Here is a 15,055-nt window from a genome sequence, read left to right as displayed (position 1 = left end):
GAGCGGATTCGACGACCGCCTTCCGCGTAGCGCGACCGAACGAGGTTCATCACAACGAACACAACGAAGCACGACGAACACGACGGGACCTGGGATGGGGCGCGGTCTCTTTGTGCCCGTTGTGAGTCCGTTGTGTTCGTTGTGGTGAACCTGCGGTCCGTCGACAGGAAGGCCGGCTTCGCCGGCATCGGCGCTTCACGCCAACTTAAGAGACCGTGGGGCAGGGTGCACCCGAAGAAGGCGTGCAAGCCTCCGATCCATCGCGTCCCGAGAGGGGCGATTCAGGCCGGGTGATGATGTCGAAGACGGTCCTCATCGTCGAGGATAACGAGCTGAACATGAAGCTGTTTCATGATCTGCTCGAGTCCCAGGGATACCGCACCCTGCAGACCCGCGAGGGATTGCAGGCGCTCGCCCTGGCGCGGCAGCACCGGCCCGACCTGATCCTGATGGATATCCAGCTGCCCGAGATCAGCGGCCTGGAAGTCACCAAATGGCTGAAGGACGACGAGGAGTTGAGCCACATTCCGGTCGTCGCGGTCACGGCCTTCGCCATGAAGGGCGACGAGGAACGGATCCGGCAGGGCGGCTGCGAGGCCTATATCTCCAAGCCGATCTCGGTGGTGCATTTCCTCGACGTGGTGCGCAAGCATCTGGGAGTGGTGGAGGCCGCCGTCCCATGACCGCGCGCATCCTGGTCGTCGACGATGTCGAGCCGAACGTCCGCCTGCTCGAAGCCAAGCTGACCCTCGAATACTACGAGGTGCTGACGGCGATGGACGGCGCGACGGCGCTGGAGATCGCGGGGGCGGAGCGGCCCGACATCATCCTGCTGGACGTGATGATGCCCGGCATGGACGGGTTCGAGACCTGCCGGAGGCTGAAGGCCGATCCGGTCACGCGGCACATTCCGGTGGTGCTGGTCACGGCGCTGGACGGGCGGGAGGACAAGATCAAGGGGCTGGGCGTTGGGGCCGACGACTTCGTCACCAAGCCGATCGACGACGTCATCCTGTTCGCCCGGGTCAAGTCGCTGGTGCGGCTGAAGGCGGTGATGGACGAGCTGCGCGAGCGCGAGGAAAGCGGGCGCCGCATGGGGGTGGATTCCGACGGGGCCGGGCGGCTGCGCGGGTCCGGCGGCCGGGTGCTGATCGTCGACGACAACCAGCTGCAGAGCGAGAAGATGCTGGCCCACCTGACGGCCGAGCACCGGCCGGTGGTGGAGAGCGATCCCGCCCAGGGCCTGCTGGCGGCGCGCGGGCCGGTCGACCTGATGATCGTCAACGTCTCCAGCGCCGAGTTCGACGGGCTGCGCTTCGTGGCCCAGGTGCGCTCCAGCGAGGCCTCGCGGCGGACGCCCATCCTGGCGGTGGTCGATCCGGCCGACCGGCCGCGTCTGCTGAAGGCGCTGGAGTTGGGGGTCAACGACATCCTGCCGCGCCCGGTCGACTCCGAGGAGCTGATGGCGCGGGCGCGGACCCAGATCAAGCGCAAGCGCTACGCCGACTTCCTCAAGGAGAAGCTGGACTACAGCCTCGAGATGGCGGTCACCGACGCCCTGACCGGGCTGCACAACCGCCGCTACATGGCGGGACAGTTGCAGGCCATGGTCGGCCGCGCGGCCCAGGGCGGCGACCCGGTGGCGGTGCTGGTCATGGACATCGACCACTTCAAGTCGGTCAACGACGGCTTCGGTCACGACGCCGGCGATGAGGTGCTGCGCGAGTTCGCGGTGCGGCTGGCGACCAATGTCCGCGCCATCGACCTGCCGTGCCGGCTGGGCGGCGAGGAGTTCGTGGTGGTCATGCCGGGCGCGTCGCTGGAAGCCGCAGCGCGCGTCGCCGACCGCATCCGCCGCGATATCGAGGGCCAGCCCTTCCCGATCATGGGCGGGGCCGAGGGCCTGACCGTGACCGTGTCGATCGGCGTCGCCGCAAGCGTGGCCGGCGATACGCCGGAAGCCCTGCTCAAGCGCGGCGACGAAGGCGTCTACGAGGCCAAGAGCCGGGGCCGGAACCAGGTGATCTCGCGCGCGGCCTGACCGGCCGGGTCTGCTCCGGGGCGGCCCCTCAAGACTTGTGAACGGCCGATGAAGGCGGGCAGGGCACCCGGTTCAGGGGCGGGGCCGCATGACCGGTCCATGACCCAGTCTCCGCTCGACGCCTTTGACGAAGCCCCGCGCGTGATCGCGTGCGAGGGGGAGGTCGTGATCAGCGGTCCGCTGGTCAGCGCGGCCTATACGCTGCACGCGGGACGGGCTCTGCTGGCGAGCCTCGCCGAGGCGCTGGAGGAGGCGGAGCGGCAGCTGCACGGCTCCAACGGCAACGAAAAACGCCCGGCCTTGCGACCGGGCGCCTGATGTTCGGAGCGGCCTCGCGAGGCGAGGCGGAGACGGCCTTACTTGATCTTGCCTTCCTTGAACTCGACGTGCTTGCGCACGACCGGGTCGTATTTCTTGACGACCATCTTCTCGGTCATGGTCCGGGCGTTCTTCTTGGTGACGTAGAAGAAGCCGGTGTCGGCGGTCGAGTTCAGGCGGATCTTGATGGAAGCCGGCTTGGCCATCGGGAATTACCTTTGCGACGGCGAAAGCCGCTGAAATGAGAGGCGCGGAACATACTCAGGCGCGTCCGGAAGTCAACCGCGCGAAAGGCGCATTGAGCCCGGGGCCTGAGCGGGTCAGGGTGGGGCATGAAAACCCTGACCCTCGCCGCCGTCGCCGCCCTGTTCCTGTCGCCGCTCGTGGGGGCCTGCGCAAGCACGCCGGAGCCGGCGCATCCGCAGGACGCCTTCATGGCGCGGCTGAACGCCCTGTGCGGCCAGAGGTTCGAGGGAAGGGTGGTGAGCGCCGATCCGGCCGACGCGGATTTCCGGAACAACCGGCTGGTGATGCACGTGCGCGACTGTTCGGCGGGCGAGGTCGGCATTCCGTTCGCGGTGGGCGAGGACCGGTCGCGGCGCTGGCTCATCACCCGAACGACGGCGGGCCTGCGGCTCAAGCACGATCATCGCGATCCGCAGGGGGTGATCCACGGCTATCACATGTATGGCGGCGATGCGGTCGGGCCGGGGACGGCCGAGCGGCAGGAGTTCCCGGTCGACAAGGAGTCGATCGACCAGTTCGTGGCTGGCGGGGCGACTGTCTCGACCACCAACGTCTGGGCCGTCGAGGTCCATCCGGAGCGGATGTTCGCCTATGAGCTGCGCCGGCCGGAGGGGCGGTTCATGCGGGTCGAGTTCGACCTGACCCGCCCGGCGACCGACTAGAGAAGGCGCCAACCGGCGGCCGGGCGAACCGTGGCGCAGGCGGGAGAGCCGTCCTTGCCGCGGCCGGGCAGGACGACTTCGAGCGTCCGGCCGGCGCGCGCCTGATCCAGCAGGCCGGGCGGGATGTCGTGGATGTCGATCTTGGCGCGGCGGCTCCACGGGCTGGCGCAGTCGCCGGCCGGGGCTCCGATTCGGATGTAGACGAAGCGCCGCTGCGGTCCCTCGCGGCGCACGAACGGGCCGAGGACGCGATTGTCGGCGGCCAGGCGGATGGGGACCTCGAACGAGATCGGCCCGTCGCTGGCGGTGACCGGCTCGAAGGGCGCATCGTCCTTCTGCAGGCTGTAGCGGACGCCGGGGACCGGGTCGGCGATGGTCAGGCGCAGGGTGATCGGCGTGTCGGCCATGACGGCCTCCCGGTGGCGGCCGACGGTGCGACGTCAGGCGCCGTCCCGCAAGGCCTTCAGCAGGGTCTCGGCCCGCGAGACCCGCTGGAACACGTCGTCGGCGTCGCCGGTGACGCAGCCGGCGTCCCAGTTCAGCTGCTGGTCGTCGTGCCCGGACTGGGACCAGACCAGCCGGCCGTAGGGTCCGTCGGGAATGGTCCGCTCGCACTCGAAACGCACGCCCTCATAGGGCCTGAACAGGTCGCGGAGGCGGTCGAAGTCGGCTTCGGACACGGCGAAGGTCCGGGCCGGCCCGTCGCCTTGCGACCAGCGGCCCTCGCCGCCGCGGGGGATGGACCACGTCTCCGTGACCCGGCCCCAGTAGAGCCAGGTCAGGGTGATGCGCTCCGGGTCGGCCAGGCCCGGCGGCGGGGGCGGCGGGACCCAGCGCTCCTTGGCCATCTGTTCGACGGCGTAGTAGGCGCGGCTGAGCGACCGTTCCTCCTCGTCGTGGCCCTCGGCGTAGCAGATGGACTCATGCGGGCGGCGGGTCTCGACCCCGTTCTCGCGCCAGACGAGGTAGCCGTTGTGCTCCCAGGATTCGTCGCGGCCGCAGATCAGGCCCTCGGCGCGGTAGGGCTCCAGCAGGGCGCGGATGCGGACGTAGTCCTCGTGGCCGACGGGGAAGGTGAAGTCCTCCCGGTCGCTGGTCCTGAAGCGGCCCTCGCCGCCGTCCTCGACGGAGAAGAACATGGCGCCCGGATGGTAGACGACCTCGACCTTGTCGGGCGGACCGGCGGGGCCGGACGGCGCGGCCGGGGAGGCGGCTTGGGTGGCGCAGCCGGCGAGCAGGGCCGCCGCAAGGATGATGAGATTTCGCATGTCGGACCCTCCCAAGTCGCTCCCGTCGCCACTAGAGCGCAGGCGGGCGGGGTTGCACAACCCTGAGTCCGCGGAACGTCAGGGATGATCAGGGGCCGCCCCGCCCTGATAGTCCACGACGTGGCGGCCGCGGACCATGCGCACGAAGGGCAGGGGTCGGTCCGGACAGGCCAGCCGCTCGGCGACCTCGGCGAGGACGAAGCGGGTGATGGCGGGGAGGTCGACGGCGCGGGCCTCGTCCAGCGGGAGCCAGGCGATCTCGTCCAGCTCGCCGGAGCCGGCGGTGGGCTCGGGGTGCAGCAGGGCGGAGGCGTCGGCCATGAAGAAGCGGGCGTCGAAGCGACGGGTGCGGCCCGGCGGCGTGACGGCGCGGGCGATGTAGGACAGGGCCGCGAGGTCGGGCAGGGCCCCGGCGGCGCGGAACTCGCGCCACGGGCCGGCGACCGGGGCGGGCGGGGCCGGTTCGGCGAGGAGCAGGCCCGTCTCCTCGAAGGTCTCGCGCACGGCGGCGAGGGCGAGGGCGCGGGCGCGGCGGGGCGTCACCTCGCGAGCCAGGCGGGCGAGGTCGGCGGGAGGGAGCTCGGTGGCGGAAGCGGCGCCGGCGTCTGCGCGTTCGACCCGGCCGCCGGGGAAGACCCATTTGGAGGCCATGAAGACGTGGCCCCGCGCGCGGCGGCCCATCAGCACTTCGGCGGCTCCGTTGCGCCTGCGGGTGAGAATGAGGGTGGCGGCGTCCCTGGGGCGCTGACCGCCGCCGGTGCGGGGCGCGTCCTTCAGGTCCTGGGCGGCGTCGAAGGGCTCAGTCGAGTGGGGCACCGGTGAGGATTAGCACCGCCAGATCGTGGTCGGGGGTGAAATTGCGCCGGCGCATCTCGAACCGGGTGGGGCTGATGCGACGCACGCCCTCGCCGCAGAAGCTGACGAGATTGGCGGGGTCGCCCTTGTCGACGACCACCCGGAAGTCGCCGATCGGCTCGGCCCAGTTGGCGCCGGTGGTCAGGACGTAATCGATCCAGGTCTCGGTCAGGTACTCGCCGCGGTCCCGCTTGCGCCGGGCGGCGTCGGCGAAGGCGTCGTCGGCGCAGTAGGTGGTGGCGGTTTCGTTGAACCATTCGCTTTCCATCAGCTCGGGATCGCCGAAGGCGCTGCCGGCCGAGCCGCCGGTGGCGGGGACGTAGCGGTGGTCGACGTCCAGCTCACGCCCCGCCGGGAAGACCTGGGTCCAGTAGTGGGTGGTCTTCAGGGTCCACAGCGGCGCGAAGTCGACGTAGGTTTCAAGGCTGTCGGCGTAGCCCCTGTCCTCGATCAGGCCGAGGCTGATCAGTCGGTCGATCCGGTCTCGCGGCAGGGCGGAGAGGACATGGCGGACGGTGTCGGCGTACGGCGACAGCGGCACGCCCAACCCGCGGAGCAGGGCGGTGTGGTCGACGCCGTCCTTCATCGCCTTCTGCTCGACCTCGGTGGCGACCGGAACGCCCGCGACCGTGGTCGTGAAGCGCAGATCGGCCGGATCGGACAGGGCGACGTCCCCTTCGCCGCCGCCGACGATGTCGGGCAGGGGGAAGGCGACGATGGTGCTGATGTCGGCGGCGGTGCGGTTGAGGAAGGCGTAGCGGACCCGGATCTCGGCAGCCGAGATGAACAGGTCCTCGGACCGCATGACGATGCCGTCGGTGCGCTGGAGCACGAGGCCTCCGGCGCCCATCGAGGCGACGCTGTCGTTGGCGACGGCGGGCGCCGCCAGGCAGGCGGCGGCGAGCGCGGCGAGTGCTGTCTTGCGGATCATGAATGTCCCCTCCCCGAGGAGGCTATCCCAAACCGCAGAGCTGAAACACCGTCCTTCTCCCTCAAGGGGAAGGCCGCGGGGCGAGGGGCTAGCGCCGCTTGCCCTTGCGGACGCCCTTGAGGCCGCCGGAGGGTTTGCCGCCGCGGGGGGGCTTGGGACCGCCGGGACGGCCGGCGCCGCGTTTGGGAAAGCCGTCGCCGCCGCGGCCGCGGGTGCGGGCACCGAGGCGGGGCGCGGGGGCGTTCGGATCGCGCGGCGCGGGGTCGGAGAGCATTTCGAAGACCAGGCCGCCGGTGACCGGGGTGGCTTCTGTCAGGCGGACCTCGACGCTGCGACCCAGGGTCCAGCGCTGGCCGGTGCGTTCGCCGACGAGGGCGTGGGTGCGGTCGTCGTGGTGGAAATACTCGCCGCCCAGCGAGGACACCGGCACGAGGCCGTCGGCGCCGGTCTCGTCCAGCCGGATGAACAGGCCGAAGCGGGTCACGCCGGTGATGCGGCCGGTGAAGGTGGCGCCGACCCGCTCGGCGAGGAAGGCGGCCATGTAGCGGTCCATGGCGGCGCGCTCGGCGGCCATGGAGCGGCGCTCGGTCATGGTCACCTGTTCGGCGATGGCCGGGAGTTCGCTGATCTCGCGGTCGGTCAGGCCGTCCTTGCCGAGTCCGAGGCCGCGGATCAGGCCGCGGTGGACGATCAGGTCGGAGTAGCGCCGGATCGGCGAGGTGAAGTGGGCGTAGCGGTCGAGGTTGAGGCCGAAGTGGCCCACGTTCTCGGGGCTGTAGATGGCCTGCATCTGGGTGCGCAGCACGACCTCGTTGACGACCTCGGCGTGTTCGCTGTCGCGGGTCTCGTCGAGCAGCTTGTTGAACCGCTTGGTCGTGGCAGGCTCGCCCTTGTTCCACGGCTTGCCGATGGTCTGGAGGAAGTCGCCGAGGTTGAACAGCTTCTCCTGGCTGGGCGCGTCGTGCACGCGGTAAAGCAGGGGGACCCGCTTCTGCTCCAGCGTCTCGGCGGCGCAGACGTTGGCCTGGATCATCATCTCCTCGATCAGGCGGTGCGCCTCCAGCGACTTGCGCGGCTGGATCGAGCCGATGCCGCCGCCGGGGTCCATCAGCACCTTGCGCTCGGGGCTCTCGATGGCCAGCGGGCTGCGCTTCTCGCGGCCCTTGAGCATGGTGCGGTAGGCGTTCCACAGCGGATAGAGGATGGCCTCCATGATCGGGCCGGTGACGTCGTCGGTCCCGCCGCCGCCTTCGACTCCGTCGATAGCGGCCTGGGCCTGCTCGTAGCTGAGGCTGGCGTGGGATCGCATCAGGCCGCGGACGAATTTGTGCCCGACCTTACGGCCGGCCTTGTCGAAGACCATGCGGACGGCGAGGCAGGCGCGGTTTTCGCCGTGCTTGAGGCTGCACAGGCCGTTGGAGAGGACCTCGGGCAGCATCGGCTCGACGCGGTCGGGGAAGTAGGTCGAGTTGCCCTTTTCGCGCGCCTCGCGGTCCAGCGTCGTGCCGGGGCGGACGTAGGCGGCGACGTCGGCGATGGCGACCCAGACGATCCAGCCGCCCTCGTTCTTCGGATCCTCGTCGCGCTGGGCGTAGACGGCGTCGTCGTGGTCGCGGGCGTCGGCGGGGTCGATGGTGATCAGGGGCAGATCGCGCAGGTCCTCGCGGCCCTTGAGCGACGGCAGTTCCTGGTCCTGGGCCTCCTGCAGCACCTTGTCGGAGAAGCCCATCGGGACATTGTGGGCGGCGATGGCGATCAGGGAGGCGGCGCGGGGGTCGTCCTCGCGGCCGATGGTCTCGAGGATCTTGCCGCGTTTGGGGCCGTAGCGCTGCTCGCCCTTCTCGATGGCGGCGAGCACGAGGTCGCCGTCGCGCAGGCCCTCGGCCTGGGCGTGGGGGACCAGCAGGACATCCTTCGAGCGGCGGTCGACGGGCTCGACCCGGACCTCCTTGTTGGATTTGCGGATGACGCCGAGGACGCGGTTGGTGTCGGTGTCGAGCACCTTGATCAGGCGGGCTTCCCAGCCGTTCTCACCGTGCGAGAATTTGGCCAGGACGCGGGCGCCGAGGCCCGGAGCCGCGCCGGTCTTGCCGGTGTTGTCCGGGACGAGGACGGCGCGCGGCGCGTCGGCCGACGCTTCGACCAGCTGGACGTAGAAGTCGCCGTCGACGTCACGCTCGACCACGTCGGCGACGCCGACCGGGGGCAGGGCGCCGGCTTCGGAGAAGCCCTTGCGGCCGCGCTTGCCGAGTTTGCCCTCGGCCTCCAGCTCGCGGATCATTTCGCGCAGGGCGCGGCGGTCGCCGCCCTTGAGGCCGAAGTGGCGGGCGATGTCGGTCTTTTCGGCCGAGCCGGCTTCACGCAGGAAGGCGATCAGCGTGTCTTTGTCGGGGAGGCCGGCGGGCGGCCTCTTGGGGGATTTTGTCATTCAGTCTTTCACAACGCCGAAACGTCGGCGGGGTTTATGCAGGGGACATCAAGCGTGGCCGCCGCGCGGGCCATGTTGTTGTCCAGGGTCGCCAGCGTCGCGCCCTGTCGCTGCGCGGCCGCGAGATGAATCGCATCCGGGGCCCGCAGTTTCAGGTCATGGATGCGGACGAGGTCGTTCGCCGCGGCGATATCCGCGGACGTTATCCCGACCGATCCGACGAAGCTCGAGAGCCAGCCATCCAGTTCCGCGAAACGATTCTCGATATCTTCAATTCGCAGGCGACGGACCCTTCCGATCCTCGCAATGGCCGCTGAAATCTCTGCAATAGCGAAGTCGCTGACCACGACCCGGTAGTCTCCGCTACGGACCAGGTGATCAACGGCGGAGCTCGTGGGTTCCCGCGCGACAACGGCTACGACCGCGCTGGCGTCCAGATAGAGAATCACTCCGGATCGCCATCACGCATCGCCCGGATCAACTCCGCCGCGGAGATGCCGAGCGGAGGCAGGGCATCCCTTCGCTTGACGAACGCGTCGTAGGCGGCGCGGCGCTCTTCCGGCGTCATTTTCGGCGCCGGGTGGAGGGTTCCCCTCAGTTCCGCAACGGGCTTTCCATGCCGGGTGATGGTGATGCTTTCGCCCCTCTCGACCCGGTCGAGCAGATGGGTGAACTTGTTCTTGGCTTCCGCGACGCCGTAGGTGGCCATGGTTCGCCTCCTGTTCTGGCCATAAATATAGCCATTATTTCCGTCCGGCGCCAGCGGGTTGTCCCGGGCGGGGGCGGGGCCTAGCTTCCGGCCGAAACCGCCGGAGTGAATTGATGTCCCTTGCCGCCACCCCCGTCCTGACCGGTCCGACCGGTTCGCTGCTGGACCTGATCGGCAAGACGCCGATGGTGGAGGTGACGAAGATCGATACCGGTCCGTGCCGGCTGTTCCTGAAACTGGAGAGCCAGAACCCGGGCGGGTCGATCAAGGACCGCATCGCGCTGTCGATGATCGCGGCGGCGGAGCGGGAGGGCTTCCTGAAGCCCGGCGGCACCATCGTGGAAGCGACGGCCGGGAACACCGGGCTGGCGCTGACCCTGGTCGGACAGGCCAAGGGCTATAAGGTGCTGCTGGTCATCCCGGACAAGATGTCCAAGGAAAAAATCCAGCATCTCAGGGCGATGGGCGCGGATGTTCGCCTGACGCGTTCGGACGTGCCGCACGGGCATCCGGAATATTACACCGACATGGCCGAGCGGCTGGCGCAGCAGATCCTGGGCGGCTTCTACGTCAACCAGTTCGCCAACGACGCCAATTCCGAAGCCCATTTCAAGACGACGGGCCCCGAAATCTGGGAGCAGATGGGCCATGACGTCGACGCCTTCGTCGCCGGCATCGGCTCGGGCGGGACGATCACCGGCATCGCGCGCTTCCTGAAGAGCGTCGGCTCGGGCGCCAAGGTCATCCTGGCGGACCCGGTCGGCTCGACCCTGGCCGGCCTCGTCAACGACGGCGTGCCGGGGCCGGAGGGCAGCTATACCGTCGAGGGCATCGGGCAGAATTTCGTGCCGGATACGGCCGACATGGACCTGATCGACTGCGCCTATTCCATCCCGGACGCCGAGGCGATCGCCACGGTGCGCGAACTGCTGCTGAAGGAAGGCGTGCTGGCGGGCTCGTCCTCGGGCACGCTGATCGCCGCCGCCCTGCGCTGGTGCCGCGAACAGACGGAGCCGAAGCGGGTGGTGACCTTCGTCTGCGACACCGGCGCCAAATATCTGTCCAAGGTCTACAACGACGCCTGGCTGGCCGATCAGGGCCTGGGCGAGCGCGAGCTGCACGGCGACCTGTCCGACCTGATCACCCGCAAATACGAGAAGGGCGACGTGGTGGTGGCGGGGCCCGACGACACCCTGGACACCGCCTTCAAGCGGATGAAGGGCGCGGACGTGTCCCAGTTGCCGATCATCCAGGACGGGCGGCTGGTCGGCATCCTGGACGAGAGCGACCTGGTCCATGTGATGAACACCGACGAGATCACCCGCCAGGAGCGGTTCGCCAAGCCGGTGTCGTCCGCCATGACGCGCGATCTCGACACCGTGCAGGTCGGCGAGCCGCTGGACGCCCTGATCCCGCTGTTCGACCGCGACAAGGTGGCGATCGTGCTGGACGGGGAAAAATTCGTCGGCCTGATCACCCGCAGCGACCTGATCAACCACCTGAGCCTGAACCGGTGAGACGCCGGGCCCGATCCGCAGCCGTGGCTCTGATCGGGCTCGCCGCCGTACTGACGGGCGGCGCGGGCAGGGCGCCGGGGCCGCAGGATCCGCCCCGGGTCGGCGTCCCGGGCTGCGCCGACGACGTGCCCGTGCGGGCGTCGCGGGAGCTGATCCGTTTCGAAAGCCGCGGACGTCCGGTCCGGGCCTATCTCTACACGCCCGGCGGCGAGGCGAACGGCCGCGGCGTGGTGATGCTGCACGGCGGCACGGGGTTCGAGATGAACTCCATCCTGTTCGACGCCCACGCCATCCAGCTGGCCTCGCGCGGCTATCGGGTGATCCTGCCGGCCTATTTCGACGCGGCGGCCCCGGACCGGAGCCGGCCGGCGGCGACCGCCCGGGCGTGGCGGCAGGCGGCGCTGGATGCGGCGGGACAGTTGGCGGGCCGGGGTGTTCCGGCCGGCGAGGTGGCGCTGTGGGGCTATTCACGGGGGGCCGGCGTCGGGCTGGACGCCAGTACGGCCGAGGGGAGCGGGATCCGTTCGGCGGTGCTGGCAGCGGGCGCGGGGTCGGTGGAGGAGAGCCTGGCCGGACGCGGCCTGGCGGTGCTGCTGCTGCATGCGCGGCGGGACGAGGCCGTTCCGGTGCGGGCGACGCTGGCGCTCGCTGAAGATCTGCGCGAGGCGGGCGCGGCGGTGCAGACGGCGGAATTGCCGTTCACCGGCCACCAGTACGACCTGCCGACCTGGTGCGACGTGTTCGCCCGCACGCGGGGTTTCCTCGAGGGCCGGACGGAGGCGGGACATGGACCGGCGTAGCCTGCTGGCCGGGGCGGCGGCGGCCGGGCTGGCCGGAGGGGCCCGGTCCCAGGAGCCGGCGCCGGAGCCGACCTACGAGGGCATGACCTTCCAGAGCCACGACAAGGCCATCCGCGCCATCCACTACCGGCCGGTCGGCGAGGGGCGGCGGGCGGCGATCGTGATGATGCACGGCTCGGGCGGGCGGATCACCAATCGCGGACCCTGGCACCAACTGGCCATGCGCTTCGCCGGCGACGGCTATCAGGTGCTGACGCCGCTCTACACCGACGCCTATCCCGACGACGGCATCCGGCCGGAGCGGATGATGGAGGCGTGGCGCGACGTCGGCGAGCACGCCATCGACTGGTTCATCGAGCGCGGCGTCGACCGGCGGCGGACGGCGATGTTCGGCTATTCGCTGGGCTCCTACGTGGCGGTCGACGGGGCGCTGGGCAACAGCCGGGCGGCGGCCGCCACCGGGCTGGCCGGCGGAACGGACGTCTATACGCCGCGGACGCCCCGGCGGCGCATTCCGGTGCTGATGATCCGAGCCGAGGGCGACACCCACGTGCTGCCGCGCAACACCGCCGCCTGGGTCGACTTCCTGCGCGAACACGACATCAACGTCAGGGTGGAAGTCCTTCGGGACTCCGACCACATCTTCACCGCGCCGAAATGGCTGGAGATCTTCCAGCTGTCGTCGGCGTTCTACGGCGGCAACATCGGCCGCATCGACCAGGACACCGCATGAGTTCGCTGAAGAACAGCCAGGGTTTCTCGACCCGCGCCATCCACGCCGGCCAGAGGCCCGACCCGACCACGGGCGCGGTGATGACGCCGATCTACGCCACCTCGACCTACGCCCAGGAGAGCCCGGGCGTGAACAAGGGATATGAGTACGCCCGGGGCAAGAACCCGACGCGGGAGGCGTTCGAGGCCTGCCTGGCCGATCTCGAGGGCGGGGTGCAGGGCTTCGGCTTCGCCAGCGGCATGGCGGCGACGGCGACGGCGCTGGAGCTGCTGGACGCCGGCTCGCACATCGTCACCGGCGACGACCTGTACGGCGGCAGCTGGCGGCTGTTCGAGCGGGTGCGGCGGCGCTCGATGGGGCTGGACTTCGCCTATGTCGACCTGAGCGACCTCAAGGCGGTCGAGGCGGCGATCACGCCGCAGACGCGGATGATCTGGGCCGAGACGCCGACCAATCCGCTGATGAAGCTGGCCGACATCGCGGGGCTGTCGAGGATTGCGAAGGCGCACGGGCTGAAGCTGGTGGTCGACAACACCTTCGCCACGCCGTGGAGCCAGCAGCCGCTGAAGCTGGGCGCGGACATCGTCATGCACTCGGCCACCAAATACCTGAACGGCCACTCCGACATCATCGGCGGGGCGCTGGTGACGGGCGATCCTGAACTGGCGAAGGAGATCAAGTTTCTCCAGAACTCGATCGGCGGGGTGATGGGGCCGTTCGACGCCTTCCTCGCCAACCGGGGCCTGAAGACGCTGGGCCTGCGCATGAAGGCCCACAACGAGAACGCCCTGGCGGTGGCGCGCTGGCTGGAGGAGCGCAAGGGGATCGCCAAGGTGATCTACCCCGGGCTGATCAGCCATCCGCAGCACGAGCTGGCGGCCAAGCAGATGAACGGCCGGTTCGGGGGCATGGTCACGGCCATCATCGACGGCGACCTGTCGCGCACCAAACAGGTGCTGGAGCGGGTGCAGATCTTCACCCTGGCGGAGTCGCTGGGCGGGGTAGAGAGCCTGGTCAATCACCCGGCGATCATGACGCACGCGAGTGTGCCGAAAGACTTGCGCGAGGCGGGTGGCGTGACGGACAGCCTGATCCGCCTGTCGGTGGGCGTGGAGGAGGTCGAGGACCTGATCGCGGACCTGGATCAGGCGCTGAGGTAGGTCAGGCGGCCTTGCTCGGCAGCGCCGTCTGGTGGCCGCTGGCGGGGACGACCTTCTTCTTGGCCGGGGCGCGGACCTTCTTGACCGTGGACGCGGGCGCGGCGGCGCGGCGGGCGGTTTCGGCGTCGATCAGGGGGAGGATTTCGGCGGCGGAGTTCATCTGCACGGCGGTGCCGGATTCCGACAGGCGGGCGGCGTTGGCGCGCAGGGCCTTGAGGTCGGGATCGCTCATGGCGGGGATCATGTCGGCAAGCGGGGTCATGGCAGTCTCCAGAACAGGGGTACGGTGGTCGGGCCGGCGCCGGGATCGGCGGCCGGCCTTTCCGTCAGTCGGAAACTATTCGGCGGCCTTCAGGCGACCGGCCGATTCCTTGCCCGAACGCGAGTCGCGCTCGATCTCGTAGGAGACCTTCTGGTTTTCGTTGAGCGAACCGAGGTCCGAAACTTCAACGGCCGAAGCATGGACGAACACGTCCTTGCCGCCGTCATCGGGGGCGATGAAACCATAGCCCTTGGTGGAGTTGTACCATTTAACAGTGCCGGTAGCCATTTTCAGGACCTCCGCTAGCAGTTGACCGCCGGAAAGAGTCCGGAAGGCCTGTCGGGTCTGAATGGGATCGGCTTTGGACCTCGGTGCGCGATGCAAAGGGACAGCAGCGTTTCGCAGAGAGATCGACGAGCCTGAGGTGGGCCCTTTGCGGAGGAATAGCAAGGGCAGGGGTCCAGATAGCAAAACGGCGGCGAAGGCTTTCGCCCGCGCCGCCGTTCGAAATCATGCGCCAGAGACCGGCGCCTGAACTCAGCCCTCGGTCTTCAGCTGACCAGCGGATTCCTTGCCCGAACGCTTGTCGCGCTCGATTTCGTAGGAAACCTTCTGGTTTTCATCGAGGCCGCGCAGGCCCGCCTGTTCGACGGCCGAGATGTGGACGAAAACGTCCTTGCCGCCGTCGTCAGGCTGGATGAAGCCGTAGCCCTTGGTGCCGTTGAACCATTTCACAGTGCCGGTAGCCATGTTTAGACCTCCGTTTGGCGTTGGCCTCAGGGAAGAGCCCCTGGAGGCCTGTCGGGTCTAAAAGGAGCGGCTAGACCTCAGTGCGAAAGCAGAGGGTGGCGTTTCGCAGAAAGAGATCGACATCCGGGTTGTGCACGTTCCCCGCGGCCAAAGCAAGGCGGGCCTATTCGGCGGTCTCGCCCTCGGCCGGCGCGACGTAGTGCTCCTGACACAGCTTGCGCAGCGCCGCGCTCAGGGTCGGGCCGTACAGGGAGTCCTGGATGCGGTCGAAACCCTCGGCCGAAAGGGCCTGCTTGATGTCGCTGACGGTGCGGCAACGGCCCTCGCGGGCGAGTTCATAGGCGCGTTCGAGCGTGGTCGGTCTGTGAGTCATGC

The 15,055-nt window shown here is 69.2% G+C and carries 20 protein-coding genes; 8 read left to right on the top strand and 12 right to left on the bottom strand.

Translation table 11 applies throughout. The features are described 5' to 3' along the window. Window positions 1-296: 296 nt before the first annotated feature. The 3 genes from VEA98_RS12860 to VEA98_RS12850 all read left to right on the top strand — a co-directional run bounded on the left by VEA98_RS12860 (window position 297) and on the right by VEA98_RS12850 (window position 2,359). Window positions 297-683 (top strand): response regulator, encoded by a 387-nt coding sequence (locus VEA98_RS12860; protein ID WP_324815250.1) that lies wholly within the window; start codon window positions 297-299, stop codon window positions 681-683. Further along, window positions 680-2,041 carry a PleD family two-component system response regulator gene (locus tag VEA98_RS12855; RefSeq protein ID WP_324815076.1) on the top strand — a complete coding sequence of 454 codons (1,362 nt, stop codon included), beginning with the start codon at window positions 680-682 and terminating at the stop codon, window positions 2,039-2,041. The genes VEA98_RS12860 and VEA98_RS12855 overlap by 4 nt, the downstream gene beginning before the upstream one ends. A gap of 99 nt (window positions 2,042-2,140) precedes the next feature. Next, window positions 2,141-2,359 (top strand): hypothetical protein, encoded by a 219-nt coding sequence (locus VEA98_RS12850; RefSeq protein ID WP_324815074.1) that lies wholly within the window; start codon window positions 2,141-2,143, stop codon window positions 2,357-2,359. Window positions 2,360-2,397: 38 nt separating this feature from the next. Here the strand turns inward: VEA98_RS12850 and rpmG are convergent, their stop codons facing one another. Continuing rightward, entirely contained in the window at window positions 2,398-2,565 is a 168-nt protein-coding gene (gene rpmG, locus VEA98_RS12845) for a 50S ribosomal protein L33 (RefSeq protein WP_003164451.1), read from the bottom strand. 126 nt (window positions 2,566-2,691) lie between these two features. On the opposite strand from rpmG, the gene VEA98_RS12840 reads away from it, so the two are divergent. Beyond that, on the top strand, window positions 2,692-3,267 hold the full coding sequence (locus VEA98_RS12840) for a hypothetical protein (protein ID WP_324815071.1): 576 nt from the start codon (window positions 2,692-2,694) through the stop codon (window positions 3,265-3,267). Here the strand turns inward: VEA98_RS12840 and VEA98_RS12835 are convergent. The 7 genes from VEA98_RS12835 to VEA98_RS12805 form a co-directional block, all read right to left on the bottom strand. Then, window positions 3,264-3,674 (bottom strand): DUF5990 family protein, encoded by a 411-nt coding sequence (locus VEA98_RS12835; protein ID WP_324815068.1) that lies wholly within the window; start codon window positions 3,672-3,674, stop codon window positions 3,264-3,266. The two genes, VEA98_RS12840 and VEA98_RS12835, sit on opposite strands and share 4 nt — an antisense overlap. 33 nt (window positions 3,675-3,707) lie before the next feature. Next, window positions 3,708-4,535: a hypothetical protein gene (locus VEA98_RS12830; RefSeq protein ID WP_324815066.1), complete on the bottom strand. Its 828-nt coding sequence runs from the start codon at window positions 4,533-4,535 to the stop codon at window positions 3,708-3,710. 78 nt (window positions 4,536-4,613) lie between these two features. Next, a complete protein-coding gene (locus VEA98_RS12825) occupies window positions 4,614-5,351 on the bottom strand; it encodes an NUDIX hydrolase (RefSeq protein WP_324815065.1) in 738 nt (245 codons plus the stop codon). Then, the gene (locus tag VEA98_RS12820; RefSeq protein WP_324815062.1) at window positions 5,335-6,321 is read right to left on the bottom strand and encodes a DUF4424 domain-containing protein; all 987 of its coding nucleotides are present in this window, start codon (window positions 6,319-6,321) and stop codon (window positions 5,335-5,337) included. Before VEA98_RS12820 ends, VEA98_RS12825 begins: the two co-directional genes overlap by 17 nt. An 88-nt stretch (window positions 6,322-6,409) precedes the next feature. Continuing rightward, window positions 6,410-8,749: a ribonuclease R gene (gene rnr / locus VEA98_RS12815; protein WP_324815060.1), complete on the bottom strand. Its 2,340-nt coding sequence runs from the start codon at window positions 8,747-8,749 to the stop codon at window positions 6,410-6,412. Window positions 8,750-8,757: 8 nt separating this feature from the next. Further along, a complete protein-coding gene (locus tag VEA98_RS12810) occupies window positions 8,758-9,198 on the bottom strand; it encodes a type II toxin-antitoxin system VapC family toxin (protein WP_324815057.1) in 441 nt (146 codons plus the stop codon). Beyond that, the gene (locus VEA98_RS12805; protein WP_324815054.1) at window positions 9,195-9,458 is read right to left on the bottom strand and encodes a type II toxin-antitoxin system prevent-host-death family antitoxin; all 264 of its coding nucleotides are present in this window, start codon (window positions 9,456-9,458) and stop codon (window positions 9,195-9,197) included. The genes VEA98_RS12810 and VEA98_RS12805 overlap by 4 nt, the downstream gene beginning before the upstream one ends. 113 nt (window positions 9,459-9,571) lie before the next feature. Here VEA98_RS12805 and VEA98_RS12800 point away from each other — a divergent pair, with 113 nt between their 5' ends. Genes VEA98_RS12800 through VEA98_RS12785 form a run of 4 tightly spaced genes read left to right on the top strand, consistent with a single transcriptional unit; the run spans window position 9,572 to window position 13,668 of the window. After that, window positions 9,572-10,975, top strand: coding sequence for a cystathionine beta-synthase (locus VEA98_RS12800; protein ID WP_324815052.1), 1,404 nt, complete (start codon window positions 9,572-9,574; stop codon window positions 10,973-10,975). Window positions 10,976-10,998: 23 nt separating this feature from the next. Beyond that, entirely contained in the window at window positions 10,999-11,775 is a 777-nt protein-coding gene (locus VEA98_RS12795) for a dienelactone hydrolase family protein (protein ID WP_324815050.1), read from the top strand. Next, a complete protein-coding gene (locus VEA98_RS12790; RefSeq protein WP_324815048.1) occupies window positions 11,762-12,508 on the top strand; it encodes a dienelactone hydrolase family protein in 747 nt (248 codons plus the stop codon). The genes VEA98_RS12795 and VEA98_RS12790 overlap by 14 nt, the downstream gene beginning before the upstream one ends. After that, complete coding sequence (locus VEA98_RS12785) at window positions 12,505-13,668, top strand: cystathionine gamma-synthase (protein WP_324815045.1); 1,164 nt, start codon at window positions 12,505-12,507, stop codon at window positions 13,666-13,668. Before VEA98_RS12790 ends, VEA98_RS12785 begins: the two co-directional genes overlap by 4 nt. Window position 13,669: 1 nt before the next feature. Here the strand turns inward: VEA98_RS12785 and VEA98_RS12780 are convergent, their stop codons facing one another. From VEA98_RS12780 to VEA98_RS12765, 4 genes are all read right to left on the bottom strand, one after another. Then, entirely contained in the window at window positions 13,670-13,930 is a 261-nt protein-coding gene (locus tag VEA98_RS12780) for a hypothetical protein (RefSeq protein ID WP_324815043.1), read from the bottom strand. Window positions 13,931-14,005: 75 nt separating this feature from the next. Continuing rightward, the gene (locus VEA98_RS12775) at window positions 14,006-14,218 is read right to left on the bottom strand and encodes a cold-shock protein (protein ID WP_168049007.1); all 213 of its coding nucleotides are present in this window, start codon (window positions 14,216-14,218) and stop codon (window positions 14,006-14,008) included. Between the two features lie 249 nt (window positions 14,219-14,467). Next, on the bottom strand, window positions 14,468-14,680 hold the full coding sequence (locus tag VEA98_RS12770; protein ID WP_168049003.1) for a cold-shock protein: 213 nt from the start codon (window positions 14,678-14,680) through the stop codon (window positions 14,468-14,470). 163 nt (window positions 14,681-14,843) lie between these two features. Continuing rightward, entirely contained in the window at window positions 14,844-15,053 is a 210-nt protein-coding gene (locus VEA98_RS12765; RefSeq protein ID WP_324815040.1) for a hypothetical protein, read from the bottom strand. Between the last annotated feature and the right edge of the window lie 2 nt (window positions 15,054-15,055).

Source organism: Brevundimonas sp. (genome assembly GCF_035627055.1).
Classification (GTDB): domain Bacteria; phylum Pseudomonadota; class Alphaproteobacteria; order Caulobacterales; family Caulobacteraceae; genus Brevundimonas.
This window is presented reverse-complemented; position numbering and strand designations above follow the sequence as displayed.

Bases quoted from the DNA above. Each gene is read 5' to 3' on its own strand.
- VEA98_RS12860 (WP_324815250.1), top strand. From the start codon at position 297: ATGTCGAAGACGGTCCTCATCGTCGAGGATAACGAGCTGAACATGAAG.
- VEA98_RS12855 (WP_324815076.1), top strand. From the start codon at position 680: ATGACCGCGCGCATCCTGGTCGTCGACGATGTCGAGCCGAACGTCCGC.
- VEA98_RS12850 (WP_324815074.1), top strand. From the start codon at position 2,141: ATGACCCAGTCTCCGCTCGACGCCTTTGACGAAGCCCCGCGCGTGATC.
- rpmG (WP_003164451.1), bottom strand. From the start codon at position 2,565: ATGGCCAAGCCGGCTTCCATCAAGATCCGCCTGAACTCGACCGCCGAC.
- VEA98_RS12840 (WP_324815071.1), top strand. From the start codon at position 2,692: ATGAAAACCCTGACCCTCGCCGCCGTCGCCGCCCTGTTCCTGTCGCCG.
- VEA98_RS12835 (WP_324815068.1), bottom strand. From the start codon at position 3,674: ATGGCCGACACGCCGATCACCCTGCGCCTGACCATCGCCGACCCGGTC.
- VEA98_RS12830 (WP_324815066.1), bottom strand. From the start codon at position 4,535: ATGCGAAATCTCATCATCCTTGCGGCGGCCCTGCTCGCCGGCTGCGCC.
- VEA98_RS12820 (WP_324815062.1), bottom strand. From the start codon at position 6,321: ATGATCCGCAAGACAGCACTCGCCGCGCTCGCCGCCGCCTGCCTGGCG.
- rnr (WP_324815060.1), bottom strand. From the start codon at position 8,749: ATGACAAAATCCCCCAAGAGGCCGCCCGCCGGCCTCCCCGACAAAGAC.
- VEA98_RS12805 (WP_324815054.1), bottom strand. From the start codon at position 9,458: ATGGCCACCTACGGCGTCGCGGAAGCCAAGAACAAGTTCACCCATCTG.
- VEA98_RS12800 (WP_324815052.1), top strand. From the start codon at position 9,572: ATGTCCCTTGCCGCCACCCCCGTCCTGACCGGTCCGACCGGTTCGCTG.
- VEA98_RS12790 (WP_324815048.1), top strand. From the start codon at position 11,762: ATGGACCGGCGTAGCCTGCTGGCCGGGGCGGCGGCGGCCGGGCTGGCC.
- VEA98_RS12785 (WP_324815045.1), top strand. From the start codon at position 12,505: ATGAGTTCGCTGAAGAACAGCCAGGGTTTCTCGACCCGCGCCATCCAC.
- VEA98_RS12780 (WP_324815043.1), bottom strand. From the start codon at position 13,930: ATGACCCCGCTTGCCGACATGATCCCCGCCATGAGCGATCCCGACCTC.
- VEA98_RS12775 (WP_168049007.1), bottom strand. From the start codon at position 14,218: ATGGCTACCGGCACTGTTAAATGGTACAACTCCACCAAGGGCTATGGT.
- VEA98_RS12770 (WP_168049003.1), bottom strand. From the start codon at position 14,680: ATGGCTACCGGCACTGTGAAATGGTTCAACGGCACCAAGGGCTACGGC.
- VEA98_RS12765 (WP_324815040.1), bottom strand. From the start codon at position 15,053: ATGACTCACAGACCGACCACGCTCGAACGCGCCTATGAACTCGCCCGC.